Origin of the sequence: Pseudonocardia sp. 73-21, assembly GCF_001899645.1 — a bacterium.
GTDB lineage: Bacteria > Actinomycetota > Actinomycetes > Mycobacteriales > Pseudonocardiaceae > Pseudonocardia.
Window position 1 is genome coordinate 32115 of the sequence record NZ_MKVV01000016.1, and the last position, 25272, is coordinate 57386.

Consider the following 25272-nt stretch of genomic DNA (forward strand, 5'->3'; position numbering starts at 1 on the left):
GCGGGTGATCATGGTGGGCACGGTAGTCGGCGCGAACCCACCCCGGTACTGCAGGTTTTCTCGACCTCGCAGCGCGCGGTGTCACCTCGCAGCGCGCCGGCGGGCTGCGAGGAGCACGACGGGCTGCGAGGCCGTCGCCCGAGTGGTGTCGACGGCCTCCGGCCTGGTCCCCTCTGTTCGCCGTCGGTTACAGCGCGGACACGCGTTGTTCGCAGAGGGTGAGATGTCGGTCACTCTTCGGGTACGATTCATCTGGGTGCCACGTCGGTGGTTCACGATGGACACCCCACGGGTGGCGTCTCAGCGCTGAGGGTGCACCGGACCGCTCCACACTGCGGAGGTGAGTCGACATGACCCCAGTACCCATGGATCACCACGAGAAGATGCGGCTGCGAGCAGCCGCCTTCCGGGTGACCCGCCTCTATCCCGGCCCCGTCGGGGAGCTGCTCTCGCGCGAGCTCCTCACCTGGGAGGAGTTCGGGTACCGGCTCGGTGGTGGCCAGCTCGTGATGAGGCTGGTGGACCACGTGCTCAAGACCCCGTTGGCCCAGGCCGAGGCGGCCTGAGCCCTGCTCTCAGTGGCCGGCGCTGTCGAACGTGACGGTGACGGTCTCGTGCCCGGTGGGAGCGCCGTCGACGAGTCCGCCGACGGCCCCGGCCAGGACCAGCAGCGCCGAGAGCGTGACGAGGCTGCCCAGCGTGGCCACGGCGTTCACCGTGCGGGAGAGGCCGCTGTTCACCGTGCGTGCACGGCTGCGGTGGGCGGAGGACATGACGGCGTGCGCAGACATGGGGGCACCGGGCTTCGTGAGGGGAACGGGGCTTGTCCGGTTCCGGTGCGCATGCCGGGTGGCCGTACGACCGGGATATCGGTGCCCGGCCGCACGGCGTTAGCCGGCGCTCAGTGGATCACCCGTCCGTGGCCGGCTGCTTGTCGACCAGCCGCTCGCGCAGCTCCCGCTTGAGCACCTTGCCCGCCGCCGACACCGGGATCTCGTCCACCAGGTAGAGCTCGCGGAGCCGCTTGTACGGCGTGACCAGCTCGTTGACGGCGGCGAGCAGCGCCTGCCCGTCGTCCTCGGACAGACCCGGCGCCACCACGAACGCCACCGGCAGCTCGCCGACCATGACGTCGGGCCGCCCCACCACGGCCGCCCCGCGCACCCCGGCCTGGCCGTGGAGCAGCTCCTCCAGCTCGCGGGGGTACACGTTGTAGCCCTTGTAGATCAGCATGTCCTTCTTGCGGTCGACGATGGAGAGGTAGCCGTCGGCGTCGAGCGTGCCGATGTCGCCGGTGTGCAGCCAGCCGTCGACGAGCGCCTCCGCGGTCTCCTCCGGCCGGTCCTTGTAGCCGACCATGACCTGCGGGCCCCGGATGCAGACCTCGCCCGCCTCGCCGGTGGCCGCCTCCTCGTCACCGTCCATGATCCGGACCTCGGTGTCGTAGACCGGGATGCCGACGGTACCGACCTTGCGCACCGCAGAGCGGCCGCCCGGGCCGATGGTGGCGCCCATCGTCACCTCGGTGAGGCCGTAGCCCTCGGCGATGACGACGTCCTCGCCGAACCGCCGCTGCATCGCCTTGATCATCTCGACGGGGAGCGGGGCCGCTCCGGAGGAGATGCTGCGGACGCCGGACAGGTCGCGCGTGGCGAACTCCGGGTGCTGCAGCAGCGCACCGAACAGCGGCGGGGCCCCGCCCATGCTCGTGACGTGGAACCTCTCGGCGTCGGCCAGGTAGGCACCCGGATCGAAGCGCTCGTGCAGGACGGTGGTGGACCCGGTCAACAGGGGCACGTTGAGCGCGCCGATCGTGCCCATCGCGTGGAACCAGGGGGTGAGGTTGATGGCCACGCCGGTGCCCAGGCGCGTCGGGAACTCGTCCTCCGGGCCGGTCTGGTCCAGCACGACGCCGCCCTCGGCGTCGAGCACGGGCACGGAACCGCTGCCCCAGCAGGCGTACTGCAGCGCGTTGACCACCACGTGGCGGTGCGGGAGCTGCACGCCCTTGCTCCGGCCGGTGGTGCCGCCGGTGTAGGCGAGGTGGGCGAGGTCGGTGTGGATGTCGATCGGGACGGCCGGGTCGACGGTGGACGCGTCGGCGTGGAAGGCCTCGAAGTCCACCGCGCCGTCGAGCGCCACCCGGTGGGCCGGATCGGTGGCCTGCTCGCGGTCGGTGGCGATCACCAGCCGGATCGCCGTCTGTGCCTGCACGGCGAGCAACACCTGCGTCGCCGGCACCCAGCTCACCGCGGCCACGGCACCGCAGTCGGCGAGCTGGAACGCGAGGTCGGCGGGCGGCAGCAGCGGGTTGGTGGGGGAGAACGTGGCCCCCGCCAGCAGGATGCCGTAGTAGGCGATGGCGTACTGCGGGCAGTTGGGCAGGTGGATGGCCACCACGTCGCCGCGTCCGATGCCGTGGCTGATCAACGCGTTGGCGAACGCACACGCCCGCTCGTACAGGGCGACCGTGCTGATCTCGCGGCCGTAGTAGTGCAGCGCGGTGTGGTCGCCGAAGCGCCGTGCCGACCCGGCCAGGATCGCGCCGACGGGCACCTCGGGGTAGTTCAGCGTGCCCGTCACCGCTTGCCACCCGGGGTGAACGCCACCGGCAGTTCCTTGATCCCGTTGATGAACATCGACTGCAGGCGGCGCGGCTCGGCCGTGGTGTGGATATCGGGCACGCGCGTGAGCAGCTCCCGGAACATCACCGACATCTCGCGCCGCGCCAGGTGGGCGCCCAGGCAGAAGTGCGGGCCCGGGCCGCCGAAGCCGACGTGCGGGTTGGGCGAGCGCCGGACGTCGAACACGTCGGGCTCGGTGAAGTGCTTCGGGTCGCGGTTGGCGGCCCAGTAGAACAGCAGCACCTTCTCGCCCGCGGTCATCGGCCGGTCGCCGAGCACGGCGTCGACGGCCAGGGTGCGCCGCATGAAGATCACCGGTGACGCCCAGCGGACGATCTCCTCCACCGCGGTGGGGGTGACGCCGTCCAGGTCGGAGAGCCAGATGTCGCGCTGATCGGGGTTCTCGGTGAGCAGGTGCAGGCCCCAGCTGATGGCGTTGCGGGTGGTCTCGTTGCCCGCCACGACCAGCAGGATGAAGAAGCTCGCCAGCTCGTCGGGGGTGAGCCTGCCGCCGTCGATCTCCGCGTTGACCAGCGCGGACGTGAGGTCGTCGGTGGGGTTCTTCTCCCGAATCCGGCCGAGGTCGCGCATGAGCTCGGCCAGCTCGTTGCCGGCCTGCAGCAGCGCCACGATGATGTTCTCGGCGTCCGGGACGTACTCCGGGTCGCTCGCCCCGAGCACGATGTTCGACTTGTCGTAGACGAAGTCGTACTGGCTGTCGGGTACGCCCATCATGTCGCAGACGATCTTCAGGGGCAGCCGGGCGGAGATGGCGCGCACGGCGTCGCACTCACCGGCGTCGATCACGTCGTCGACGATCGCGCGTGCGGTGCTCGCCACCTCGTCGGTGAGGGCGGACAGCCGGCGCGGCGTGAACCCGCGCGAGACGATCTTGCGGAGCCGGACGTGCTTCGGGTCGTCCATGTTGATCATCGAGCCGTAGAACTCGAGGAACTCCGGCGGCATGTCCGCGACGTTCGTGGAGCCCGCGCCCGAGGTGAAGATCGCCGGGTTGCGGCTCGCCTCGACCACGTCGTCGAGCCGGGTGAGGGCGTAGTAACCGGGCCCCTTGGGCAGGATCGAGAACTGGGGTTCCTCGTAGAAGGGCACCGGCTCGCGCTCGCGGAGCGCGGCGAACGCCGCGGCCCGCTCGGCGATCGGGGCGGTCCAGAAGTTCTCGATGTCGGACAGGTCCGGACGGCCCGTCCAGGTTGTAGCGGTCATCGGCGACCTCTCGATGTGCGGCGGATCACCCCACCCTAGTTACCACGGGGTAGCACTCAAGGGGCCGATCGCGCCAACCCGTGGCCCGGAGGGGCCTCAGTTCGCCGGCGGCCGTTCCGCCGCGCAGGACGGATCCTGAGCGGGGGCGACGGCGTCCACCAGGTAGCGGGTGGCGATGGCGTCGGCGCACTTGTTGAGGCCCTGCAGGACCACCGTGTGCTGGTTGTTGTCCACCGTGAGCAGGCGGGACTTCAACTGGGAGGCCAGCGCCTTGCCGTTCTCGTAGGGCGTGGCCGGGTCGCCGAGCGAGGAGACGACCAGCGTTGTCGGCAGCCCCGTGGCGTCGATGGGGGTGGTGCGCCCGGTGGGCGGCACCGGCCAGAACGCGCACGCGTCCAACGCGTCGGACGGGCCGTAGCCGTTGTCGAAGAGCGGCGCCAGCTTCAGCGTCTGGGTGCTGATCTCCAGGGCCACCTTGCGGTCGGTGACCGGCGGCGAGTCGACGCAGCTCACTGCCTGCAGGTCCTCCTGCTCGTTGCTGTAGGACCCGTCGCTGTTGCGGCCCTGCAGGATGTCGGCGATCTGCAGCAGCACCGACCCGTCGCCCGTGGAGAGCTTCTGGAGGCCGTACGCGAGGGGGTCCCACAGCTGCGTCGAGTACATCGACTGGAGCACCGCGGCGGACGCGTCGTTGTAGCCGAGCGTCCGCCCCGCCCCGGCCCCGGCGGCAGGGACGGGGGTGGCGATCAGGGGCCGCAGCGCCTTCTGCAGCACGCCGGTGGCGGCCTGCGGGTCGGCGCCCACCGGGCACTGGCTCTTCAGCGCCGCGGCACACGCCGTGGCGAAGTTGGTGAACGCGAGCTGGAAGCCCTTCGGCTGCTCCAGTGCCGCCCCGACGGGGTCGGTGACGCGGCGGGCCAGGTCGTCGGCGCCGTCGAGTGCCATGACCCGCACGTCGGTGGGGAACTGCGCGGCGTACTCGGCGCCGATCGCCGTGCCGTAGGAGTAGCCCATGTAGTTGAGCCTGTCGTCGCCGAGCACCTTGTGGATGATCCGCAGGTCGCGCACCACGTCACGGGTGCCGATGTTCTCCAGCACCTCCGTCCCGGTGCGCTCCACGCAGCGCTTCGCGAACGCCTTCTCCTCGGCCTCGTCCGCCGCGACGCCCTGCGGGGTGCTGTCGAACGGCTTCTCGACGCGCTGCGCGTCGATCTCGGCGGTGTTCGAGCAGTCGATGGTGGGCGTGCTGCCCCCGACCCCGCGCGGGTCGAACCCGACGAGATCGAACTTCTGGGCCACCTCGCCGGTCTTGACGCCGTCGGACATCTGCGGGGTGAACCCGACGCCGGAGCCGCCGGGACCACCGGGGTTGACCAGCAGCGACCCGATCCGCGCCTTCGGGTCGAGGGCCTTCTGCCGGGACAGGGCGATCTTCGCCGTGGCGCCGGCGGGCTTCGTGTAGTCCAACGGCACGGTGATCGTGGTGCAGTCGAACTTCGGGTCGGCGAGAGCCTTGCGCTCGTCGGCGGACCCGGTGGGATCGGTGCACGGGCCCCACGTCGGCTTCTGGCCGAGGAAGGTCTTCAGCGCCGCGTCGTCAGCGCCCGGGTTCGTCGCCCCCGAGGTGGCCGCGTCCGGGGCGGCGGACGGCGTGCCGGCCACGGTGCTGCACGCCGACAGCGCCACGAGCGCCGCGACGCCGGCGCCGAGCACGGCTCCTCGACGGCGGGGAGATGATCGCTGGATCGCCATGCGCACACCATGCCGCGAGCCGGTGTGCTCCGCCTCACGGGGTGAGCAGCCCCCGGGCGTAGGCGATGCTGACGGCTTCCGTGCGGCTGCTCGCGCCGAGCTTCGCCATCACCCGTGACAGGTGCACGCTGACGGTCTTCTCGCTGATGAACAGCTCCGCCCCGACCTGGCGGTTGGTGCGCCCGCCCGCGACCAGCCCGAGCACCGAGCGCTCGCGCGGGGTGAGGACATCCGGTGCGGCGGCCCGCGGCGGGACGGCCTCGTCGAGCCGGACCCCGGCCCGTCGGGCCATAGCCCGCACGGCCGCCTCCAGGGGAGCGGCGCCGAGGTGCTGCGCGGTGGCGAGCGCGGGGCGCAGGTCCTCGGTGACCGCGGCTGTGAGCTCGGCGTGCGAGGCGGTGGTGTGCGGTGCCGGCGCCGTGGCCAGCCGGGCCTCCGCCCGCCGCACCCGGCCGTAGGCCTGGCGGTACCCGTTGGGGCAACAGCCCTCGCCCGTCTCGTACGCGAACGCGTCGACCACCTCGGTCCACGCGCCGGGATCGGGGCCGGTGAGCCGGGTGAGCTCCGCGCGCGCCCGTACCAGCCACGACCGGCCCTCGGGCCCGAGGGTGCCGGCCCGCGGCATGCCCTTCGCGGCCGTCTCCTCGGCCACGGCCAGCAGGGCCCGGGCCGCGTCGACGGAGCCCTCGGCGGCCTGCTGCGCGTGCGCCGCGATGCCCAGCGCGGCCAGCATGATGCCGCCGAGCTGGTGGGCGTAGATGGCGTCCAGCCCGTCGAGCGCCTCCTGCACCCACAGGCCGGCCTCGGCCGCGTCGCCCCGCCACAGCGCCGCCTCCGCGCCCGCCACCCCGAGCAGCAGCACGACCTGCTCGTCGGCCGGTTGGGAGTCGTAGAGCTCGGCCGCGCGCCGGGCCGCGTACTCGAGCCGGCCGCGGGCGACCGCGGTGAGCAGGCCCGCCGCGGTGAGCCGGCTGGCCACCGAGACCGACACCGCCTCGCCGGCGAGCTCCGCGGCGGCCTCGGCCTCGTCCCAGTCGCCGTGCAGGAACAGCGCGACGACGTGGGCGACGCGGATGTCGAGCCCGTACCCGCTCCACGTGATGCCGGTCTCGGCCGCGCGCGCCTCACCGGTGGCGAACTCGGCGCTCGCCGCGGCGAGCTTCCCGTCGTCGAGCAGCGACATGCCGATGTTGAAGTGGGCGCGCAGCTCCACGCCGAGGTTGCCCGAGCGGCGGGCCAGCGGCTGTGCCTCGGCCCAGCGCTGCCGGGCCAGCTCGGGACGCTGCTCCCACTCGTCGATGCGGGCGACGGTGACGAGCGCGTCGGCCGTGGCCCCGACGGCGGCCAGGTCCTCGTCGGGCAGCGCCTTCGTGACGAGCAGGGCGGCCTCGGCGGCCTCGCGGGCGTCGTCCCAGCGGTCGACCCGGATCAGCGCACGCGCGATGACGGCGTGGCACCAGGCGACGTCGCTGGTGGGCGGCCCGTCGACCACCAACGACAGGGCGTGGCGGGCCACGTCGACGGTCTCCTGCTCGTGGCCGCTGAGCTCCATCAGCCGCATCGCGTAGCGCCGGCCGATGGCCGAGGCCAGCACCGGGTCGCGATGCTCGTCGGTGAGCTCGAGCGCGCGCCGGCCCAGGGCCATGCCGCGGTCGGGATCGCCGGTGGCGCTGGCGCCCCACGCCGCCCAGCGGGTGAGCGTGGCCTGGTCGACCCCCGCCACCGCCTCGGCGTCGGGCACGACGTTCCACAGATCCAGCGCCCGCTCGGCCTGCAGCAGCATCTCGGCCGGGGCCTCCCGGTCGTTGGCCTCCTGCGCGGCCCGCACCGACGCCGCCAGGGCCCGCGGCAGGTCGTGGCCCGCCATCGCGTGGTGGGCGAGCTTGGCCGCCGCCCCGGGCTCGTCGGCGTGCGCGGCCAGGTGCTCGGCGTAGCCCGCGTGCAGCCGGCTGCGCTCGCCGGGCAGCAGCTCGTGGTAGACGGCCTCCCGCAGCAGCGCGTGGCGGAAGGAGTAGACGTCGCCGTCGCCGGCCTCGGGCACGAGGACGTGGTGGGTGACGGCATCGCGCAGGGCCTGCTCCAGCTCGGCGTCGGGCAGGCCGGACACCGCGGCGAGCCGGTCGTGGCGCACCCGCCTGCCCGAGACCGACGCGATGCGCAGCACCTGCTGGGTGGCCGGCTCCAGCGCCTCGACCCGGGCCATCAGCACCTCGGCCAGCCCGTGCGGCAGCCCGTCGGACGAGGCGGAGACCAGCTCCTCGGCGAAGAACGCGTTGCCCTCGCTCCGCTGCGCCACCCGGCGCAACAGCGGCTCCGGGAGCGTGCCGTCGGCGAGCCTGCGCACCAGGTCGAGCGCATCGTCGGGGCCCAGCGCCGCGAGATCGACGCGTTCGACGGCCGGCAGCCGCACCAGCTCCGACAGCACCGGCCGCAGCGGGTGGCGGCGGTGCAGGTCGTCGGTGCGGTAGGTGGCGAGCACGACGAGCCGCTGCGTGGTGAGCCGGGAGAGCAGGAAGACGAGCAGGTCACGGCTGGAGCGATCGGCCCAGTGCAGGTCCTCGATCACCAGCAGCGCCGGCGACGACGCGGTGAGCTCGTCGAGGACGGACAGCACGGCGTCGAAGACGCGGAGCTGGCCCAGCTCGCGATCCTCGGGGACGGGATCAGGGGCGGCGCGGTGGCTCGGGAGCAGCCGGCGCAGCTCCGGATGGGCGGCCACCAGCTCCGGCCGGGTGGCCGCCAGCCGTCCGACGATCTCGGTGAACGGCAGGTAGGGCAACGTGGCCGCGGAGTCGAGGCAGCGCCCGACGAGAACGGTGAAACCCGACCCGGAGGCACGCGCGCTGGTCTCGGTGACGAGCCGGGACTTGCCGACCCCGGCGTCCCCCGAGAGCAGCACGCCGGTGGGGCGGCCGGCCCGGGCACGGTCGAGCGCCGAGCCGAGCGCCGACACCTCGTGTCGGCGTCCGACCAGCCCGATCCCGATGCCCAGCCGCGCCACGCCGGTCATCGTGACACGGCGTACCGACGGTTTTCGTCGTGATTGTGCGGAAGCTGCTCCGGGAGGACCGTCGGCGGGGGTGGCGGCGTCGTCACCCTCGTCCCGGCGCGGGCGGCCCGCCGGGCGAGCTTCACGAGCCGGTGGTGCGCGGCCTGGTCGAGCAGGGCCTGTCGGTGGGCGTCGGCTTCGATGCCGGAGAACGTGCTGTTGAGGAACATGGGACGAGATTCGCCCTGAGGCCCGCCCCCTCACATCGGTCGATCACGTCGTCCGGTCCGGATCACCCCCTTACCCCGTCGCCCCCGGTGTGCCCGACCGGCTGGTCGGCGCGGGGATCGGTGGGCCACCGGCCGAACGGGTCCGGCAGCGCCCGCCACGCCGCCTCGCCCGCCACTGCGCCGACGCCCGCCCCCACCGTTATCGAGGCCGCCGTGACCCGCATCCGGGCACGAGGGGGGAAGGTCTGCCGGCCGGGCCTGCGCAGGTCCGGGGTGTCCCGGCTGCGGTGGTCACGACGTCGAGCTGGTGACGGGTACCCGTTTCCTGGCGGCCCCGGGTGTTGTGTAGAGTTGCCCAGGCCGCCAGGGATGGCGGCCGGCCGCCCCTTTAGCTCAGTCGGCAGAGCGTCTCCATGGTAAGGAGAAGGTCTACGGTTCGATTCCGTAAAGGGGCTCTGCGAGGAGGCATGTACGGCCTCGCGCTCTGCTAATTCAACAAAGCGGTGTAGCTCAGCTGGTAGAGCAAGCGGCTCATAATCGCTGTGTCGCCGGTTCAAGTCCGGCCACCGCTACCAGACTGACCAGCTCAGACAAGCAAGCAGGAGGCACCCATCATGGGTAAGGCCACGGACGTCCGGCCGAAGATCACGTTGGCGTGCGAGCAGTGCAAGCACCGCAACTACATCACCAAGAAGAACCGCCGCAACGATCCTGACCGCCTCGCGGTCAAGAAGTTCTGCTCGAACTGCGGCACGCACCGCGAGCACCGCGAGACCCGCTGAGGGTGGTCGACACCTCCTTCGTCGGACGTGCGCTCGACCCGGTCACGTACCGGGTGGGACGCGAGAAGATCCGTGAGTTCGCCCTCGCCATCGGCGAGGGCGCACTTGTGTGTACGGACATCGACGCCGCCCGCGCCGCCGGCCACGCCGATCTCGTCGCGCCGCCCACCTTCACGGTGACGTTCACGCTCCCGCTGATCACGGAGTTCCTCAAGGACCCCGCGTTCGGCTGGGACTACGCGCGCATGGTGCACGCCGACCAGTCGATCACCCTGCACCGTCCGGTGGTCGGCGGCGACGAGCTCACCACGGTCATCCACGTCGAGGACCTCAAGGCCCGCGCCGGCAGCCTCATGCTGACGTTGCGGTGCGAGGTCACCGACGCCGACGGCGCCGCGGTGGCCACCACCACCGCCATGCTGGTCACCCAGGGGGAGCTGTGAGCGCGATCGAGAAGGGCACGGAGCTCCCCCCGCTGTCCCTGCGCGTCACCCGCGCCGACCTCGTCCGCTACGCGGGCGCGTCGGGCGACTTCAACCCGATCCACTGGAGCGACCGTGTCGCCGGCTCCGTCGGGCTGCCCGGCGTCATCGCCCACGGGATGCTGACGATGGCGCTCGCCGGCAGGCTCGTCACGCAGTGGGTGGGCGATCCCGCGCTCGTGCGCAGCTACGGCGTGCGCTTCACCCGGCCCGTCGTCGTCCCGGACGACGACGACGGCGCGCTCGTCGAGTTCTCCGGCAAGGTCACCGACGTCACCGACGTCACCGACGTGGCCGACGCCGAGGACGGCGCCCGCGTCGCCCGCGTGGCCATCACCGCCGTGTTCGACGGGAAGACGGTGCTGGGCCGGGCCACCGCCGAGGTCGTCCTACCGGGTTGACCCGCGCGTCGCGGTTGCCGCGGTCCGGTGATGGGTCGATGCTGCGCGCGTCCGGCAATCGATCTGTGGAGGAACGCATGAAGTTCGCGAAGCTGGTGGACAAGGCGTGGGAGGACAAGACGGCCGCCGAGATCCTGGCCGCCCCGCCGTCGGCGCTCGAAGGACTCACCGAGAAGCACGACGAGGTCCTCAAGGGTCTGGGCATCAAGACCGTCGCCGACCTCGGGAAGTGGAAGTACGCCACCCGGGCCGCCGCGCTCGTCGCGCTGGGCGATCTCGACAAGTAGCTCCGGTGCGGATCGGGTGTGCGGTTTCCGGGGTGATCCCGGGGTGCCGTACACTCGATTCGCTGGACGCACCCGATGGTGCGTTGCTGGTCTAGGGGTGTAGCTCAACTGGCAGAGCAGCGGTCTCCAAAACCGCAGGTTGCAGGTTCAAGTCCTGTCACCCCTGCCACTGTGTGGGAGAAGTGCACGGCAATCGGCTGGAGGATCAGGGCGTGACTGAGGAACGCGAGGCGGACGGTACCGGGCAGGAGCGCCCGCGCACCGCTGCCGACCGTCGGGGTCGACGCTCCGGTCCTGCCCCGAGCGAGGGCGGGAAGGGGCGGGCCACTGCGGTCCGCGACACCCGACCGCCCAAGGTCTCGCTGCCGGACAGGCTCGTCCGCTTCCTCCGCGAGGTGGTCGCCGAGCTGCGGAAGGTCATCTGGCCGTCCCGCAAGCAGCAGGTCACCTACACGATCGTCGTGCTGGTCTTCGTATCGTTCATGATCGCGCTGGTGGCACTGCTGGACTTCGTGTTCGCGCAGGGTGTGCTGTTCCTGTTCGGTACCTGAGTCACGCACAACCCGGCACGACACGGACGAAGAGGAATCGAGTACATCGTGAGTTCCCAGTACGGCGACCCGTCGATCGACGCCAACGAGGCCGCGATCAGGGCGGTCGACGAGGCATCCCCTGACGCCGACCTGCCCGAGCAGGCGGTGCAGGAGGCCGACGTCGAGGCCGTGCACGGGGCCGAGGTGGCGTCGAGCGACTACACCGACGAGGACGACACCGACACCGCCGGTGCGGCCGCCGAGACGGTCGAGGCCGAGGAGGCCGGGGACGCCGAGGCCCCCGAGGTCGCCACCGCCGACGAGTCGGGCGACGACCCCGACGCCGATCCGGTCGAGGAGATGCGCGCGGCCCTGCGTCGCGCCCCCGGCGACTGGTACGTCGTGCACTCCTACGCCGGCTACGAGAACAAGGTCAAGACCAACCTCGAGACCCGCGTGCAGACGCTCGACGTGGAGGACTTCATCTTCCAGGTCGAGGTGCCCACCGAGGAGGTCACCGAGATCAAGAACGGCCAGCGCAAGCAGGTGCAGCGCAAGGTGCTGCCCGGCTACATCCTGGTCCGGATGGATCTCAACGACCAGTCGTGGGGCGCCGTGCGCAACACGCCGGGCGTCACCGGTTTCGTGGGGGCCACGTCCAAGCCGTCGCCGCTCACCCACGACGAGGTCATCAAGTTCCTCCTCCCGAAGGTCGAGCCCAAGAAGGACGAGGCCACCGGCGGCAAGTCGTCCGGCGGATCGTCGCAGGGCAAGTCCTCGGTCGAGGTCGACTTCGAGGTCGGCGAGTCGGTCACCGTCATGGACGGCCCCTTCGCCACGCTCCCGGCCACCATCAACGAGGTCAACGTGGACGCCCAGAAGCTCAAGGTGCTGGTGTCCATCTTCGGCCGCGAAACCCCCGTCGAGCTGGCCTTCAGCCAGGTCTCGAAGATCTGAACCTCGCTGCGTCGGCAGGTCGCAGCGCGCTCAACCGGAAACAGGGAACCAAAGACATGCCTCCCAAGAAGCGGAAGCTCTCCGCGATCATCAAGCTCCAGATCAAGGCCGGTGCGGCCACGCCCGCGCCGCCCGTCGGCCCCGCGCTCGGTCAGCACGGCGTCAACATCATGGAGTTCTGCAAGGCCTACAACGCGGCCACCGAGTCCCAGCGGGGCGACGTGGTGCCGGTCGAGATCTCCGTGTTCGAGGACCGTTCGTTCTCGTTCGAGCTCAAGACCCCGCCCGCCGCGCGCCTGCTGCTCAAGGCGGCCGGTGTCGAGAAGGGCAGCGGCGAGCCGCACATCAAGAAGGTCGCCACGGTCACCATGGACCAGGTGAAGTCGATCGCGCAGACCAAGATGCGTGACCTCAACGCCAAGGACATCGACCAGGCCGCCAAGATCATCGCCGGCACCGCCCGGTCGATGGGCATCACGATCAAGGGCTGACCAGCCCCACACGCACGCGTGGGAGAGCCGGGCGCGGCTCGCGACCACGAACTGACCAGCTAGCAGAGGACAGAAGATGGCACAGCGCAGCAAGGTCTACCGCCAGGCGGCGGAGAAGATCGAGGCCGACCGCCTCTACACCCCGCTCGAGGCCGCCGCACTGGCGAAGGAGACGGGCAGCACCAAGATGGACGCCACCGTCGAGGTCGCCATGCGACTCGGCGTGGACCCCCGCAAGGCCGACCAGATGGTCCGCGGAACCGTGAACCTGCCGCACGGAACCGGTAAGACCGCCACGGTCATCGTGTTCGCCACCGGCGACAAGGCCGCCGAGGCCGAGGCCGCCGGCGCCGACGTCGTGGGCGCCGAGGACCTGATCGAGCGCATCCAGGGCGGATGGCTGGACTTCGACGCCGCCATCGCCACCCCGGACCAGATGGCCAAGGTCGGGCGCATCGCCCGCATCCTCGGTCCGCGCGGCCTGATGCCCAACCCCAAGACGGGCACCGTCACCCCGGACGTCACCAAGGCCGTCCAGGACATCAAGGGCGGAAAGATCAACTTCCGCGTCGACAAGCAGGCCAACCTGCACCTGGTCATCGGCAAGGCCTCGTTCGACACCGAGAAGCTGGTGGAGAACTACGGCGCCGCGCTGGACGAGATCCTGCGGGCCAAGCCGTCGGCCGCCAAGGGCCGCTACATCAAGAAGATCACGGTGAGCACCACCACGGGCCCCGGCATCCCGGTCGACCCGCTGCGCACCCGCAACCTCCTGGTGGACGAGACCCCGTCCGCCTGAGGGCACCTGCACAGCCAGCACCCCCTGTCGCCGCGGCGACAGGGGGTGCTGTGCTGTCAGAGCCCACCGATCGCCCCAACCGGCACGTGGTGGCGGGTGGGTGGGCGGCGGGGCTACTTCCAGTCCGACAGGACCTCGTCCACCGACTCCGGCGTCTTCGCGCGGCCGGGGACCTCCGTCCCTGTGCGGGAGAAGCGGGGGGCCGGGGCGGCCTGGGGCACGCCGTCGTTCTCGACGATGGTGGCGCGGGCGGCCAGGTGCGGGTGGGCCGACGCCTCGCCGAACGCCAGCACCGGTGTCACGCACGCGTCGGTGTCGGCGAACACCGCCGCCCACTCGTCGCGGCTCCTCGACGCGAAGGCCTCCACGAGGCGGGCGCGCAGCTCGGGCCAGCGCTCGCGGTCCATCTGGGCCGGCAGGTCGGCGCCGGTGAGGCCGAGGCCCTCCAGCATCGCCGCGTAGAACTGGGGCTCGATCGCCCCGACGGCGACGTGCCGCCCGTCCGAGCAGGTGTAGGTGTCGTAGAACGGCGCGTGACCGTCGAGCAGGTTGGAGTCGGGCTCGTCGATCCAGAACTTCTGGCCGAGGAAGCCCCAGAACATCTGGTTGAGCACGGACACGCCGTCGACCATCGCGGCGTCGACCACCTGCCCCTGCCCGGAGCGCTGGGCCTCCCAGAGCGCCGACATCACGCCGATGACCAGCAGCATCGAGCCGCCGCCGAAGTCGCCGACGAGGTTCAGCGGGGGCACCGGCCGCTCGCCCCTGCGGCCGATCGCGTGCAGGGAACCCGTCAGCGAGATGTAGTTGATGTCGTGGCCGGCGCGCTGGGCCATCGGGCCGTCCTGGCCCCAGCCCGTCATCCGGGCGTAGACGAGCTTCGGGTTCCGGGCGTGGCAGTCCTCCGGACCCACCCCGAGACGTTCGGTGACGCCGGGCCGGAAACCCTCCAGCAGCACGTCGGCGTGTTCGACGAGACGCAGCACCGTCTCCCGGCCCTCGGCGTCCTTCAGGTTGGCGGCCACGCGGCGCCGACCGCGCAGGGTCGGGTCCGGGAAGGCGGCGTCGCCGAGCTGCAGCGCGCCCGTCGGGCGGTCGACCCGCACCACGTCGGCCCCGAGATCGGCCAGGATCATCGCCGCGTGGGGCCCCGGTCCGATACCGGCGAGCTCCACGACCTTGAGTCCGGCGAGCGGTCCGCTCCGGGCCACGTGACACCTCCGTTTGGTTCGAGTGTCCTGCACTATACGGTCAGCCCTGACCGTTCTCAGGCCACCGCGATCGGCTCGGTGTCGGCGGCCGCGGCGGCGCCGTCGATCTCCCGCCACGCGAGGGTCAGCCGGGCCAGCGCCTCGTCGATCTGGTCGCGGCGCAGCGTGAAGGGCAGGCGCAGGAACCGCTCGAACGCGCCGTCGAGCCCGAACCGCGGACCGGCGGCCAGCAGCACGTCGTGCCGCCGGGCGGCACCGACCAGCCGGCTCGAGACGGGCTCACCGAGATCCACCCACAGGCTCAGTCCGCCCGACGGTCGCGACGGGCGCCACTGCGGGAAGGTGTCGGCCAGCCGGGCGACCAGGTGGTCGCGGGCCAGGGCGAGCTCCGCACGCCGGGTGACGGCCACCGGCTCGATGCCGGCGACCAGCCGCGCCGCGACGAGCTGCTCGAGCACCGGGCCGCCGAGGTCGGTGGCGGACCGGGTGGCCGCGAGCCTGCGCACCATCGGCGCGGACGTGCGGACCCAGCCGATGCGCAGGCCGCCCCAGAAGATCTTGCTGGCCGACCCGACGGTGATCACGAGCGGCGAGTCGGCCCCGCCGTGCGCGGCCACGGGGGGCGGCGCCGGCCGTTCCAGCGGCAGCTCGGCGAGCGTCTCGTCGACGACGAGCGTGGTGCCGGTGCGGCGGGCCAGCTCCACGATCCGCCTCCGCCCGTCCTCGTCGAGGACCGAGCCGGTGGGGTTCTGGAAGTCCGGGATCAGGTAAGCGAGCCGGGGTGCGGCGTCCCGGACGGCGGCGGTGAGCAGGTCGAGGTCCCAGCTCCCGGTGCCGTGGGGGCCGGGCCCCATCGGCACGGGTACCGGCCGCCCACCGCGGACCCGGATCGCGTCGAGCGCGTTGGGGTAGGTCGGGTGCTCCACGAGCACCCGGTCGCCCGGGCCGGCGAGCGCCTGCAGGACCAGCCCGATCGCGTTCTGCGCGCCCGCCGTCACGAGCACCTGGTCGGCCGTGGTGGGCAGGCCCCGGGCGGTGAAGCGGTCGGCGATCGCGGCGCGCAGGGCCGTCAGCCCGAGCAGGTCGTAGCCGTGGCCGCCGAGGTGGGCGTCCAGGTCCTGGACGGCCGCGGCCGACGCGGCGCGGATCGCCTCGGCCGGAGCGGGCGGGGAGGCGTGGGCGAGGTCGAACAGGGCCCGGTCGCCGTGCGGGGAGAACGGGGCCGTGGCCCCGGGCCGGCCGTCGGGCAGGGTGGTCCAGCTGCCGGAGCCGCGCCTGCTGCGCAGCACCCCGGCGTCGCGCAGCGCGTCGTAGGTGCTGGCGACGGTGGTGCGGCTGACCTCCAGCGCGCCGGCCAGCTCGCGCTCGGCGGGCACCCGCGTCTGGAGCGGCAGCCGCCCGTCGAGGACGAGGAGCCGGATGCGGTCGGTCAGCGCCCCGGCGAGGCCGCGGCCGTCGGGCGGCCGCCAGTCGCCCAGCAGGCGGGCGAAGCTGCGGGCGCCGATGCGCCGTTCCAGGTCTGAGGAGTCCACTCGTCCACCTTCCCGGAACCGGCCCTGCTGTACAGGGCCAATTCAGGTCACGGTGGACCGCTCCAGTCCCACACCCCGTGGGCGAAGACCTCCACCGCGCGCCCACCGTCGTCGCGTCGCTCGGCGGTGTAGCTGTAGCGGCCGGACTGCCACTGCTCGTGCGCCGCCACCGACCCGAGGTTCAGCGTGGCCCAGCGCTGCCAGTCGCCCTCGACCTGCGGCACCGGCTCCGGCGGGTCGCAGGCCACGTCGAGGAAGGGGTGGAAGTGGCCCCGCAGACCGGTCCACATCTGCACGTCGAGCCAGACGACATCCATTGACGGAGTATCGGCTACCGCTGTTCGGTCGGCAGTACCGACGACCGAACGGGGGATCAGGCCGTGAGCAGGTCCTGGCGGCCGGCGGCCTCGAGGCTCGCGCGGTAGGGCCCGAAGAGGCCCTTGGCCAGCGGTAGGACCTTCAGCAGCTTCGCCACGGGACCCTTCGCGCGGACCTGTCCCTTCGCGAGCGCGACCGGGAGCACCACCTTGCCGAGCCAGAACTTGTTGCCGGTGTCGGCGCTCATGTGCAGCTCGACGTTGGGCTGGGGGCCCTGGCCCGCACCCTCGAAGATCTCCGCGTTCGGCATGTCGACCGTGATGACGGCCGCCGGGTCCGAGTAGGTGATCCGCAGCACCACGCCGGAGGGCTTCAGCTTCGCCACGAGCTCGGCATCCTCCATGCCCGTCCGGAACACCCCGCCCAGGAACTCGTAGACCTCGGCCTCGTCGGTGAACGCCGCCACGGCGCAGCCCCTCTCGCTGTCGGATGATCGATCGACAGAGTCTGGCGGGTCGCACAGGCCCGCGCGAGCCCACGAAAGGGCCACGTCCGGCCCGCGCGGGCCAGCGGCCGGCCGCCGTCGTTCAGCCGATGTCGTTCAGTCGGTGCCGGAGTCCAGCAGGCCGTAGCGCCCGGCCAGTGCGGCGGCCTCGATCCGGTTGGCCGCGCCCACCTTGTGCAGCAGGGAGGCGATCATCCGTTTCGCCGTGCGCTCGCTCACCAGCATGGGCTTGGCGATCTCGCTGGTCTCCAGGCCGCGGGCCAGCAGGGCCCAGAGCTGCAGCTCCCGGCTGCCGAGGCGGTCCACGATCCCGTTCCCGGTGCGGTCGCCCGCCGAGAGCAGCGCATCGAGCAGGTCGCCTCGCACCACGCGCACCCCGGCGGCGATGGTGAGCAGGGGCGCGACGAGCACCTCGGGATCGGCCGACTTGCCCAGGAACCCCGACGCGCCGGCGCGCAGCGCGGCCGCGGCGAGGTCGAGGTCCTCGGTGCCCGACAGGGCCAGGATCGCGGTGTCCGGGTAGGCCGCGCTCACCCGGCGGATCGTCTCGACCCCCCCGAGCGGGGGCAGGGCGAGGTCGATGATGGCGATGTCGGCTCCCTCACGCCCGACGAGCGCCACGGCCTCCTCGCCCGCGGTGACGGACCCGGCCACGACGAACCGGTCGCCGGCCCGCGACTCCAGCAGCAGGGTCAGGCCCTGCGCGAAGAGCGCGTGATCGTCGACGATGACCACCACGTACCGGCCGTCGCGCACGATCAGCGACTCTAGTGGGGTGGCGGAGGAGCAGCGATGACCGCGTTCACCGAGGTCGACAGCGCAGCACGGACGCTGGAGCAGCGGACGGCGTCGGCGATCCGGCTGCTGGTGGTGCTCTCGATCGGTCTGGCCGTTCTCATCGGACCCCAGCTGGCCCGGGGTCGCCTGGGGACGGTGGTCGTGCTGATCGTCCTGACGCTCGGCTACGCCGTGGCGATCGCCGTGGCGGAGCGGGTCGGCCGGCAGATCCTGCCGCCCCGCCTGGCCACGACGTTCGACGGCGTCCTGGTCCTGGTGATCTGCGGCCTCACCGGCGGCGCCGACAGCATCATGGTCGCGCTGCTCCCGCTCGTCGTCATCGCGGCATCGGTCCGCGGTGGGGCGGTGATCGGCCGGCTCGCGGCCCTGCTGGCCGGCCTCGGCTTCACGGTCGCCGCGGTGCTCGGCACCGACGCCGACCAGCCGACGTCGCACGCCTGGCTCGCGGGGGCCTGGTGGACGGGCTACCTGGTGGCCACCGCGGTGCTGGTCGGGGTGCTCGTGCGGATGCTGGAACGGCAGCTCGTCGCCGCGGCCGAGTCCCGGGCGCGGGCGGCGGCCGAGCACGAGGCGTTCCTGGAGGAGCGCGATCTGCGGGCCCGCCTGCTCGCCGCCCAGGAGGCCCGGATGGACGGCGTCCGGGTGGTCCTGCACGAGTTCCGCACGCCCGTCGCGTCGTTGACGGCGCTGACGCGTGACCTCGACCGGCTCTCCGACGCGTCGCGGACGGTCGCCATCGGGCTGCTCGCCGAGCACGCCGTGCACCTGCGCGACATGCTCGACGGCCTCGCCGACGTCGCGGTCCAGGACGGCAGCCCGCTCGGCCGGGTGCGGGACCGGCCGGTGCGGCTGGCCGAGCTCGCCGACGCGGTCCTCGACGCCGCCGGGGTGGCTCCGCTCCGGCGGGTGCCGCGCGTCGAGCCGTCCGACGCGGTGGTGCGCTGCGACCCGCAACGGCTGCGCCGCGTGCTCACCAACCTCGTGGAGAACGCCGCCCGCCACAGCGGCGACGCCGCCGTCGAGCTGGATCTCACCTACGCCGACGGGCGTCTCGTCGCCGAGGTGCGCGACCGCGGGCCCGGGCTGCCCCCCGGTCAGGAGGGGCTGGTGACGGCCAAGGGCGTGGCACTGGGGGAGCGGCGCGGCACAGCCGGGCTGGGCCTGTGGATCGTCGAGACGATCGTGGCCGCCATGGACGGCGAGCTGTCCCTGCAGCCCCGCGACGGCGGCGGCCTGGTGGCGCACCTGGAACTGCCCCTGCCGGCGTCACCCTGACGGGTGGTCTGGCACCTGCGGGCCAGCGGGGGAACGGCCGGGCCGGTGCGCGTTACCGGCGGTCCACGTCATCATGCCCCCATGAAGACGACGGCAGCGGTGCTGTGGGAGCAGGGTGGCAAGTGGGAGATCGAGGAGGTCGAGCTCGACCCGCCGAACGCCGGTGAGGTGATGGTCGAGCTCGCGGCCAGCGGGCTGTGCCACTCGGACGAGCACATGATCACCGGTGACCTGCCCGTCTCGTACCCGATGGTCGGCGGCCACGAGGGCGCCGGGCGCGTGATCGAGATCGGCCCGGGCGTCACCGACGTCGAGGTCGGCGACCCCGTCGTCATGACGTTCCTGCCGTCCTGCGGCCGCTGCAGCTACTGCGTGCGCGGCTACACCAGCCTCTGCGACGACGGCGCCGGCGCCACCCTGGGCCCGCAGCTCGACGGCACGTACCGCTTCCACGCGCGCGGCGAGGACATCGGCCAGATGTGCCTGCTCGGCACGTTCGCGAAGCACACCGTCGTCCCGGTCAAGTCCGTCGTGAAGATCGACGAGGGCTTTCCGCTGCACCTGGCGGCGCTCGTCGGCTGCGGCGTCACCACCGGGTTCGGCTCGTCGGTGCGCACCGCCGAGCTGCGCGCGGGCGACACCGCCGTCGTCATCGGCATCGGCGGCATCGGCGCCAACGCCGTGCAGGGCGCGAAGATCGCGGGCTGCCGCTACGTCGTGGCCGTCGACCCGGTGGCGTTCAAGCGCGAGAAGGCCCTCGAGCTCGGGGCCACCCACGTGGCCGCCAGCATCGACGAGGCCTGGAACACCGTCTCCGAGATCACCCGCGGCCAGCTCGCCGAGGCCGCGATCATCACCACCGGCGTGGCCGAGGGCTCCGATCTCCAGTCGGCGCTCCAGCTCGTCGGGAAGAAGGGGCGCGTGGTCGTCACGGCGCTGGGGCACGCCACCGAGGAGACGGCGTCGCTGTCGCTGCTGGAGCTCACGCTCTACGAGAAGCAGGTCCGCGGAGCCCTGTTCGGCTCGTCCAACGGGCAGCACGACGTGCCGCGCCTGCTGGAGATGTACAACCTCGGGCAGCTCAAGCTGGACGAGCTGATCACCCGCGAGTACTCCCTCGACGAGGTCAACCAGGGCTACGAGGACATGCGTCAGGGCCGCAACATCCGAGGACTCATCCGTTACTGACGAAGGGCTGATCGCAATGGAGCGACGCGTCATCGAGCACGGCAAGCGCACGGGGTTCGCCAGCCTGAGCCGTGGCGGGCTGAACTTCGACTCCTTCCCGATGCGCCTGTTCACCAAGGGCAACGGGCGGCAGTGGAACCCGGCCGACATCGATTTCGGCCAGGACGCGCGGGACTTCGCGGCCATGACCGACGACGAGCGGTGGTGGACCCTCTCGCTCGCTGCCCAGTTCATGGCGGGCGAGGAGTCGGTGACGCAGGATCTGCAGCCTTTCGTCGCCGCGATGGCCGCCGAGGGGCGGCTGGCCGACGAGATGTACCTGACGCAGTTCGTGTTCGAGGAGGCCAAGCACACCGAGGGCTTCCGCCGCTGGTTCGACGCGATCGGGATGACGGACGACCTGCACTCCTACATCGAGCAGAACGACGCCTACATGGAGATCTTCACCAAGCAGTTGCCCGACAGCCTGTACGCGCTGGCGGGCGACCCGTCGCCGCGCAACCAGATCCGGGCGTCGATCACCTACAACCACATCGTGGAGGGCACGCTCGCGCTCACGGGCTACTTCGCGTGGGCCAAGGTCTGCACGAGCCGCGGGATCCTGCCCGGCATGCAGCAGCTGATCAAGCACATCGGCGACGACGAGCGCCGGCACATGGCGTGGGGCACGTTCACCTGCCGTCGGCACGTGGCCGCCGATGACGCGATGTGGGAGGTCGTCGACGAGCGCATGCAGGAGCTGCTCGTGCCGGCGATGGGCGTGGTCACCGGCACGTTCGAGCAGTACGACGGCGACAACCCGCCGTTCGACGTCGACATGAACGAGATGGCCGAGTACGCGATGGACAAGGTCGGGCGCAGGCTCGGTGCCATCGAGTCGGCCCGGGGCGCCGACCTCCGCACCATCGACGCCGACGCCTCCCCGGAGACGCTGGAGGAGCGGTTCCACGCCGAGGACCAGGCCGAGCTCGCTATGGCCGGCTGACGACCCGGTCGATCAGCCCGTACTCCGCCGCCTCGGTGGGGGAGAACCAGCGGTCGCGGTCGAAGTCGGCCTCGATCTGCTCGACGCTCTGGCCCGAGTGGCCGGCGGTGATCTCCGCGATCTGCCGCTTGAGCCGGTGCAGCATGTCGGCGCGGATCACGATGTCGGACTCCGTGCCCCCGATCCCCGACGACGGCTGGTGCATCAGGATCTCGGCGTGCGGCAGGGCCAGCCGCTTGCCGGGCGCGCCTCCGGTGAGCAGGAACTGGCCCATCGACGCGGCCAGGCCGGTGGCGACGGTGGAGACGCATGGGCGCACCTTCCTGCTCGGGAGGATCCGGTCCGCGACGCCGTCCTCGACGGCCTGCTGCGCGGTGAGGAACAGGTCGCGCTCGATGTCGGCGCGCACCGTCTCCTCGGACCGTCCGGTGTGGACGGCCAGGGTGGACTCGAGGAACCGCCGCATCCGGCTCACCTCGGCGGCCTGGATCTCCAGATCCGAGGCCTGGCCCTGGATCCCCCCGACCGGGCCATGACGTCGTTGGCGCACGCGTCGTCGATCGGGGTGCCGAGGAAGATGATGCGGCCCTCGAACAGCTTGTTGTAGGGGCTGGGCTCCTGCACTCCGTAGCTCGTGCGCTCCACGAACGACGACAGGACGTGGCGGGTCCGCGGGGGCGATCCGGTGACCGGCATGTCGCTGACGGTAGGACCGCCGGTGCGCTGCGTGGAGCCCGTTTCGCCGACGGTGAGAAGTTCGCCCGCAGCGAAAGGCGTACCGGCGGTAACCCGATCGGAGCAACTTCGGTCACACACGCAACTGGTGAGTAACCAGCCCCCGACGGCGTCGTTCTCCGGTTGTGGGCACTCGGCCGCCTGCTCCCCGCTACCGCGCCGACGAGTCCCGGTCCAATGAGGGAGTGGCTCTATGATCTCGACGGCCAACATCACGGCTGCGGTCTCCGCCGCGGCCCCGGCTCGTGAGCACTCGGCATGACCGGCGTCGAGGTGACCGTCGAGGGACTGTCGAAGTCCTTCGGACGGGCGAACATCTGGTCCGACGTGACGTTGACCCTGCCGCCCGGTGAGGTCAGCGTCCTGCTGGGCCCGTCGGGCACGGGCAAGTCGGTGTTCCTGAAGACCCTGATCGGGCTGCTGAAGCCGGAGAAGGGCTCCATCGTCATCCACGACACCGACCTGGTGAAGTGCAGCGAGTCGCGCCTCTACGAGCTCCGGAAGCTGTTCGGGGTGCTGTTCCAGGACGGCGCGCTGTTCGGGTCGATGAACCTGTTCGACAACATCGCGTTCCCGTTGCGGGAGCACACGAAGAAGTCCGAGCAGCAGATCAAGGACATCGTCGCCGAGAAGATGGAGATGGTCGGCCTCACCGGCGACGAGCGGAAGCTCCCCGGTGAGATCTCCGGCGGTATGCGCAAGCGCGCCGGCCTGGCCCGCGCGCTGGTGCTGGACCCCGAGATCATCCTGTTCGACGAGCCGGACTCCGGTCTGGACCCGGTGCGCACGGCGTACCTGAACCAACTGATCATCGACCTGAACGCGCTGACGGACTCGACGTTCCTCATCGTCACCCACGACATCAACACCGCGCAGACGGTGCCCGACAACATCGGGATGCTCTACCGCAAGCACCTGGCGATGTTCGGCCCCCGCGAGGTGTTGCTCACCAGCGACGACCCGGTGGTCAGCCAGTTCCTCAACGGACGGCGCCAGGGCCCGATCGGCATGTCGGAGGAGAAGGACACCGCCCAGGCCGCCCGTGAGATGGCCGAGGTGGAGGAGCTCTCGGGCCTCCCGCCGCTCAAGCCGCAGCTCGAGGCGACCAAGGGCCTCCCGGAGCGCGCGGCCGTGCGCCGCCGCCAGGAGCGCGTGGAGCGCCTGATGCCCACGCTGCCCTACGCCGCCCAGCAGGCCATCCGCGAGAGCCAGGCCGGCCAGCCCGCCATGGCCGGCGCGGGCGCCCGCCCCCAGGCCGTCGGCGCCTCGCCCTACGGCCGCCCGGCCCCGTCGCAGGCGCAGACGCAGACGCAGCAGTTCACGCGGCCGGTCGCGCCGCCCGCCCCGCCCGCACCTCCCGTCGCCCCGCCGCAGCCGGGCGTCTTCGACGAGTACGACCAGGGCTACGGCGGCGGGGGCCCGAGCTCGGGCCCCGGCAACCAGCCGCCGCCGTCGGGCCCCGGCCGTCACCGGCCGTCGCGGTAGGCGGGCGAGATGACCGCACCCACTCCCATCAGCCGGGCGCTCACCCCGGTCGGACGGCTCTTCGGCCTCGCCGCCGACGTCATCCGCAACACGTTCAAGCCGCCGTTCCAGCTCGCCGAGTACATCGAGCAGACCTGGTTCGTCACGAAGGTCTCGGCCCTGCCGACGGCGCTGTTCACCATCCCGTTCGGGGCCACCATCGCGCTCCTGCTCGCCGACCTCACCCGCCAGTTCGGCGCGCAGAGCCAGACCGGTGCGGGCAGCGTGCTCGCGATCGTGCAGCAGGCCGCGCCGATCGTCACGGCGCTGCTGATCTCCGGTGCGGGCGGCAGCGCCGTCTGCGCCGACCTCGGCGCGCGGACGATCCGCGAGGAGATCGCCGCCATGGAGGTGCTCGGCATCTCCCCGATCCAGCGCCTGGTGGTGCCCCGGGTGCTGGCCATGGCCACCACCGCGGTCGTCCTGAACGGGCTGGCCACCGTGGTCGGCGTCGGCGGCGGCTACTTCTTCAACGTCATCGTCCAGGGCGGTACCCCCGGCGCCTACATCGCGAGCTTCTCGGCGATCGCGCAGGTGTCCGACATCGTCGTCAGCGAGATCAAGGCGGCGCTGTTCGGCTTCACCGCCGGCATCATCGCCGCCTACCGCGGCCTGAACCCGCCCCCCGGTGCCAAGGGCGTCGGCGACGCCGTGAACCAGGCCGTCGTCATCTCGTTCGTGGTGGTCTTCATGATCAACCTGGTCCTCACGGCGCTCTACCTCGAGCTCGTTCCCCCGAAGGGGTCCTGACATGGCCACACTCGGAAGCCGCGCCCGCCGCGCGGCCGCGCTCCCGCTCGAGACGCTCGAGGACCTCGGCGACCAGCTCTCGCTCTACGGCCGGGCGATCGCCTGGATCCCCCGCACGCTGCGGCGCTACCGCGGCGAGATCGCCCGCCTGCTCGCCGAGGTCAGCTTCGGCTCCGGTGCCCTCGTGGTCATCCTGGGCACCGCGGGCGTGATGCTGTCGCTGTCGCTGTTCGTCGGCTCGCTGGTGGGTCTGCAGGGCTTCCGCGCGCTCGACTCGCTCGGCGTCGAGGCCCTCACCGGCTTCATCACCGCCTACTTCAACACCCGTGACATCGCACCGCTGGTGGCCTCGGCCGCCCTGACCGCCACGCTCGGGGCCGGCTTCACCGCCCAGCTCGGCGCCATGCGGATCTCCGAGGAGATCGACGCGCTCGAGGTGATGGCGGTGCCCAGCGTGCCGTTCCTCATCACCACGCGCGTGCTCGCCGGCGTCATCGCGATCATCCCGATGTACACGATCGGCCTGCTGGCGAGCTTCGCCTCCGCCCGGCTGAACGTCACGCTGCTCAACGGGCTGCCCGGCGGCACCTACGACCACTACTTCGACCTGTTCCTGCCGCCCAGCGACATCCTCTACTCCTACCTCAAGGTGATCACGTTCTCCGTCGTGGTCATCCTGATCCACTGCCACTACGGCTACCGGGCCAAGGGCGGTCCCGCGGGCGTGGGGATCGCGGTCGGCCGCGCGGTGCGGCTGTCGATCGTCAGCACCGCGATCCTCGACTTCTTCCTCACGCTGGTCATCTACGGGACCTCGACGTCGGTGCGGGTGGCGGGATGACGTCGAAAGCGATCGCGACTGCACCGGTGATCGACATGATCTCGGCTACGGGGCAGGTG

28 protein-coding genes and 3 tRNA genes are annotated in these 25272 nt (G+C 71.8%); 18 read left to right on the plus strand and 13 right to left on the minus strand.

Going from position 1 to position 25272, the window contains the following annotated elements; genetic code table 11:
* Nucleotides 1–350: 350 nt before the first annotated feature.
* On the plus strand, nt 351–566 hold the full coding sequence (locus tag BGP03_RS03225) for a hypothetical protein (RefSeq protein WP_296369497.1): 216 nt from the start codon (nt 351–353) through the stop codon (nt 564–566).
* Between the two features lie 9 nt (nt 567–575).
* Here BGP03_RS03225 and BGP03_RS03230 read toward each other — a convergent pair whose 3' ends face one another.
* The 6 genes from BGP03_RS03230 to BGP03_RS03255 all read right to left on the minus strand — a co-directional run bounded on the left by BGP03_RS03230 (nt 576) and on the right by BGP03_RS03255 (nt 8819).
* A complete protein-coding gene (locus tag BGP03_RS03230) occupies nt 576–791 on the minus strand; it encodes a hypothetical protein (RefSeq protein WP_298800286.1) in 216 nt (71 codons plus the stop codon).
* A gap of 118 nt (nt 792–909) precedes the next feature.
* Complete coding sequence (locus BGP03_RS03235) at nt 910–2583, minus strand: AMP-binding protein (RefSeq protein WP_298800287.1); 1674 nt, start codon at nt 2581–2583, stop codon at nt 910–912.
* On the minus strand, nt 2580–3848 hold the full coding sequence (locus BGP03_RS03240) for a cytochrome P450 (protein ID WP_298800288.1): 1269 nt from the start codon (nt 3846–3848) through the stop codon (nt 2580–2582). The genes BGP03_RS03235 and BGP03_RS03240 overlap by 4 nt, the downstream gene beginning before the upstream one ends.
* 96 nt (nt 3849–3944) lie before the next feature.
* Complete coding sequence (locus tag BGP03_RS03245; RefSeq protein ID WP_296369504.1) at nt 3945–5600, minus strand: alpha/beta hydrolase; 1656 nt, start codon at nt 5598–5600, stop codon at nt 3945–3947.
* Nucleotides 5601–5634: 34 nt separating this feature from the next.
* Entirely contained in the window at nt 5635–8610 is a 2976-nt protein-coding gene (locus BGP03_RS03250) for a LuxR family transcriptional regulator (RefSeq protein ID WP_298800289.1), read from the minus strand.
* Nucleotides 8607–8819 carry a hypothetical protein gene (locus BGP03_RS03255; protein ID WP_296369508.1) on the minus strand — a complete coding sequence of 71 codons (213 nt, stop codon included), beginning with the start codon at nt 8817–8819 and terminating at the stop codon, nt 8607–8609. Before BGP03_RS03255 ends, BGP03_RS03250 begins: the two co-directional genes overlap by 4 nt.
* Nucleotides 8820–9201: 382 nt before the next feature.
* Between BGP03_RS03255 and BGP03_RS03260 the strand changes: the two genes are divergently transcribed.
* The 11 genes from BGP03_RS03260 to rplA all read left to right on the plus strand — a co-directional run bounded on the left by BGP03_RS03260 (nt 9202) and on the right by rplA (nt 13551).
* Nucleotides 9202–9274 (plus strand) — tRNA-Thr (locus BGP03_RS03260).
* A 44-nt stretch (nt 9275–9318) separates the two neighbouring features.
* Nucleotides 9319–9394 (plus strand) — tRNA-Met (locus BGP03_RS03265).
* Between the two features lie 39 nt (nt 9395–9433).
* Complete coding sequence (gene rpmG, locus BGP03_RS03270) at nt 9434–9601, plus strand: 50S ribosomal protein L33 (protein WP_172157673.1); 168 nt, start codon at nt 9434–9436, stop codon at nt 9599–9601.
* A 2-nt stretch (nt 9602–9603) separates the two neighbouring features.
* Nucleotides 9604–10044, plus strand: a complete 441-nt coding sequence (locus tag BGP03_RS03275; protein ID WP_296369513.1) for a MaoC family dehydratase N-terminal domain-containing protein — start codon at nt 9604–9606, stop codon at nt 10042–10044.
* A 5-nt stretch (nt 10045–10049) separates the two neighbouring features.
* Nucleotides 10050–10484 carry a MaoC family dehydratase gene (locus BGP03_RS03280; RefSeq protein ID WP_298800302.1) on the plus strand — a complete coding sequence of 145 codons (435 nt, stop codon included), beginning with the start codon at nt 10050–10052 and terminating at the stop codon, nt 10482–10484.
* A 77-nt stretch (nt 10485–10561) separates the two neighbouring features.
* Nucleotides 10562–10771, plus strand: a complete 210-nt coding sequence (locus BGP03_RS03285) for a hypothetical protein (protein ID WP_296369515.1) — start codon at nt 10562–10564, stop codon at nt 10769–10771.
* 93 nt (nt 10772–10864) lie between these two features.
* Nucleotides 10865–10940: transfer RNA gene (locus BGP03_RS03290), tRNA-Trp, on the plus strand.
* Nucleotides 10941–10983: 43 nt separating this feature from the next.
* Nucleotides 10984–11322, plus strand: a complete 339-nt coding sequence (gene secE, locus BGP03_RS03295; RefSeq protein ID WP_296369517.1) for a preprotein translocase subunit SecE — start codon at nt 10984–10986, stop codon at nt 11320–11322.
* A 48-nt stretch (nt 11323–11370) separates the two neighbouring features.
* Nucleotides 11371–12261: a transcription termination/antitermination protein NusG gene (gene nusG / locus BGP03_RS03300; protein ID WP_298800290.1), complete on the plus strand. Its 891-nt coding sequence runs from the start codon at nt 11371–11373 to the stop codon at nt 12259–12261.
* Nucleotides 12262–12317: 56 nt separating this feature from the next.
* Entirely contained in the window at nt 12318–12752 is a 435-nt protein-coding gene (gene rplK / locus BGP03_RS03305; RefSeq protein ID WP_296369521.1) for a 50S ribosomal protein L11, read from the plus strand.
* Nucleotides 12753–12828: 76 nt separating this feature from the next.
* Entirely contained in the window at nt 12829–13551 is a 723-nt protein-coding gene (gene rplA / locus BGP03_RS03310; protein ID WP_296369523.1) for a 50S ribosomal protein L1, read from the plus strand.
* A 113-nt stretch (nt 13552–13664) separates the two neighbouring features.
* On the opposite strand, the gene BGP03_RS03315 is transcribed toward rplA, so the two are convergent.
* The 5 genes from BGP03_RS03315 to BGP03_RS03335 form a co-directional block, all read right to left on the minus strand.
* Nucleotides 13665–14762, minus strand: a complete 1098-nt coding sequence (locus BGP03_RS03315) for a CaiB/BaiF CoA-transferase family protein (protein WP_296369525.1) — start codon at nt 14760–14762, stop codon at nt 13665–13667.
* Between the two features lie 56 nt (nt 14763–14818).
* Nucleotides 14819–16294 (minus strand): PLP-dependent aminotransferase family protein, encoded by a 1476-nt coding sequence (locus BGP03_RS03320; protein WP_298800291.1) that lies wholly within the window; start codon nt 16292–16294, stop codon nt 14819–14821.
* Nucleotides 16295–16341: 47 nt separating this feature from the next.
* Nucleotides 16342–16611, minus strand: coding sequence for a hypothetical protein (locus tag BGP03_RS03325; RefSeq protein WP_296369528.1), 270 nt, complete (start codon nt 16609–16611; stop codon nt 16342–16344).
* Between the two features lie 56 nt (nt 16612–16667).
* Nucleotides 16668–17078 (minus strand): sterol carrier protein, encoded by a 411-nt coding sequence (locus BGP03_RS03330; RefSeq protein WP_296369530.1) that lies wholly within the window; start codon nt 17076–17078, stop codon nt 16668–16670.
* A gap of 135 nt (nt 17079–17213) precedes the next feature.
* Nucleotides 17214–17873: a response regulator transcription factor gene (locus BGP03_RS03335; RefSeq protein WP_296369532.1), complete on the minus strand. Its 660-nt coding sequence runs from the start codon at nt 17871–17873 to the stop codon at nt 17214–17216.
* A gap of 36 nt (nt 17874–17909) precedes the next feature.
* On the opposite strand from BGP03_RS03335, the gene BGP03_RS03340 reads away from it, so the two are divergent.
* The 3 genes from BGP03_RS03340 to BGP03_RS03350 all read left to right on the plus strand — a co-directional run bounded on the left by BGP03_RS03340 (nt 17910) and on the right by BGP03_RS03350 (nt 21363).
* A complete protein-coding gene (locus BGP03_RS03340) occupies nt 17910–19190 on the plus strand; it encodes a HAMP domain-containing sensor histidine kinase (protein ID WP_298800292.1) in 1281 nt (426 codons plus the stop codon).
* An 81-nt stretch (nt 19191–19271) separates the two neighbouring features.
* Nucleotides 19272–20378 carry an NDMA-dependent alcohol dehydrogenase gene (locus tag BGP03_RS03345; RefSeq protein WP_296369536.1) on the plus strand — a complete coding sequence of 369 codons (1107 nt, stop codon included), beginning with the start codon at nt 19272–19274 and terminating at the stop codon, nt 20376–20378.
* Nucleotides 20379–20394: 16 nt separating this feature from the next.
* The gene (locus BGP03_RS03350) at nt 20395–21363 is read left to right on the plus strand and encodes a R2-like ligand-binding oxidase (RefSeq protein ID WP_298800293.1); all 969 of its coding nucleotides are present in this window, start codon (nt 20395–20397) and stop codon (nt 21361–21363) included.
* Here the strand turns inward: BGP03_RS03350 and BGP03_RS03355 are convergent.
* Nucleotides 21350–21913, minus strand: a complete 564-nt coding sequence (locus BGP03_RS03355) for an ATP-dependent Clp protease proteolytic subunit (RefSeq protein ID WP_296369539.1) — start codon at nt 21911–21913, stop codon at nt 21350–21352. The two genes, BGP03_RS03350 and BGP03_RS03355, sit on opposite strands and share 14 nt — an antisense overlap.
* Nucleotides 21835–22059: a hypothetical protein gene (locus BGP03_RS03360; RefSeq protein ID WP_296369819.1), complete on the minus strand. Its 225-nt coding sequence runs from the start codon at nt 22057–22059 to the stop codon at nt 21835–21837. Before BGP03_RS03360 ends, BGP03_RS03355 begins: the two co-directional genes overlap by 79 nt.
* Before the next feature lie 297 nt (nt 22060–22356).
* On the opposite strand from BGP03_RS03360, the gene BGP03_RS03365 reads away from it, so the two are divergent.
* From BGP03_RS03365 to BGP03_RS03375, 3 genes are read left to right on the plus strand one after another with little or no spacing between them, the layout of a single operon-like run.
* The gene (locus tag BGP03_RS03365; protein WP_298800294.1) at nt 22357–23583 is read left to right on the plus strand and encodes an ABC transporter ATP-binding protein; all 1227 of its coding nucleotides are present in this window, start codon (nt 22357–22359) and stop codon (nt 23581–23583) included.
* Between the two features lie 9 nt (nt 23584–23592).
* Nucleotides 23593–24372 (plus strand): ABC transporter permease, encoded by a 780-nt coding sequence (locus tag BGP03_RS03370; RefSeq protein ID WP_296369543.1) that lies wholly within the window; start codon nt 23593–23595, stop codon nt 24370–24372.
* 1 nt (nt 24373) lies between these two features.
* Nucleotides 24374–25213: an ABC transporter permease gene (locus BGP03_RS03375; protein WP_296369545.1), complete on the plus strand. Its 840-nt coding sequence runs from the start codon at nt 24374–24376 to the stop codon at nt 25211–25213.
* The last annotated feature ends 59 nt before the right edge of the window (nt 25214–25272 follow it).